The organism is Vogesella mureinivorans (genome assembly GCF_007644035.1).
Taxonomy (GTDB): domain Bacteria; phylum Pseudomonadota; class Gammaproteobacteria; order Burkholderiales; family Chromobacteriaceae; genus Vogesella; species Vogesella mureinivorans.
On the sequence record NZ_VMTV02000222.1, the window covers coordinates 1 to 502 of the forward strand.

The following is a 502-nucleotide window of genomic DNA, read 5'->3' on the forward strand; positions in this document are numbered from 1 at the left end:
CTTTCCTGCCTACCCGACCATCCTGATCGGTGCGCTGCTGGGCGCGATCTTCGCCGTTCTGTTCCAGCCCGATCGCGTGGTCGCGCTGGCGGGCTCGGATGAACTCACGCGGCCCTGGGCCCTGCTGTCCGGCGCCTGGAAGGCGCTGGCCACCGGCTACAGCGCCGACACCGGCAACGAAGCGGTCAACGAGCTCATCAGCCGCGGCGGCATGTCGAGCATGCTCAATACCGTCTGGCTGATCCTCTGCGCCATGGCCTTCGGCGCGGTGATGGAATCGGTCGGCCTGCTGGAGCGCCTGATTCGCGGCGTGCTGGCGCTGGCGCGCAGCACCGGCAGCCTGATCACCGCCACCATCGCGACCGCGCTCGGCTGCAACCTCGTCGCCGCCGACCAGTACATGGCGATCGTGCTGACCGGCCGCCTGTTTAAGCCGGAGTACGAGAAGCGCGGGCTGGCCCCCGAGAACCTCTCGCGCGCGCTGGAAGACGGCGGCACCCTG

At 69.3% G+C, this 502-nt stretch carries 1 protein-coding gene; it reads left to right on the forward strand.

Annotated features, from left to right (window positions below):
- Positions 1-502, forward strand: a 502-nt coding sequence (locus tag FLQ44_RS07895) for a Na+/H+ antiporter NhaC family protein (RefSeq protein ID WP_276607836.1), incomplete at both ends; no start/stop codon positions are given.